Here is a 711-nt window from a genome sequence, read left to right as displayed (position 1 = left end):
CGCCGTGCCCAGAGCGGGAGCTACCCTTGGCCGCCAGCTGAAGCAGGAAAGGTATTGGAAATAACGGAGAAAGAATTTGAGTATTTAAAAAGCCGGTCAATTGTGCCATGCAAGGAGAAAAAGCCCAGGTAAAATGGGCTTTTTCTATTGCAGTTTTTCTTGTTTTTGGTATAATCAAGGTATGAAAAATACAGAGAAAAGCGCCGCGCAGTGGCAGGAAATCGTCAGCGAGAAGGACAAAGAAATAGCGGAGTTGCGCAAGCAGGTGGATTGGTTCAAAGGGCAGTTCAAGCTGCTGCAATCCAAACAGTTTGGGCCGTCCAGCGAAAAGAGCGTAGAACTGGAGGAACAGACCTCGCTGTTCAATGAGCCGGAAACGCTGGCAGACCCTAAGGCAGCAGAGCCTGATTTAGAGCAGATCGTATACAAGAGGAAAAAGCAGGCTGGGAAACGGGAACTGGACTTTTCTAAGCTGCCAACAGAGCAAATTGTTCACGAGCTGCCAGAGGGAGAACAGGTTTGCCCGGTATGCGGCGGGAAGATGCATGCCTGCGGCCACGAGGTTATTCGGAGGGAACTGCGGTATGTCCCGGCGCAGTATAAGGTAGTGGAGCACGTCCAGACGGCCTACAGCTGCCGGAATTGCGAGAAAAACGCGTTAGCCACGCCCATGAAAAAGAGCGAAGTCCCAGCGGGGCTCATCCCCGGCAG

The 711-nt window shown here is 52.2% G+C and carries 1 protein-coding gene; it reads left to right on the top strand.

From position 1 onward, the window contains the following. Positions 1–181: 181 nt before the first annotated feature. The coding region (locus tag D1841_RS17880; RefSeq protein WP_201751367.1) for an IS66 family transposase zinc-finger binding domain-containing protein at positions 182–711 on the top strand (530 nt) is incomplete at its 3' end.

It is taken from the genome of Neglectibacter sp. X4, assembly GCF_009917365.1.
GTDB lineage: Bacteria > Bacillota > Clostridia > Oscillospirales > Acutalibacteraceae > Acutalibacter.
Note: the sequence above shows the minus strand (reverse complement) of the source record. Positions and strands in the feature narration are given on the sequence as shown.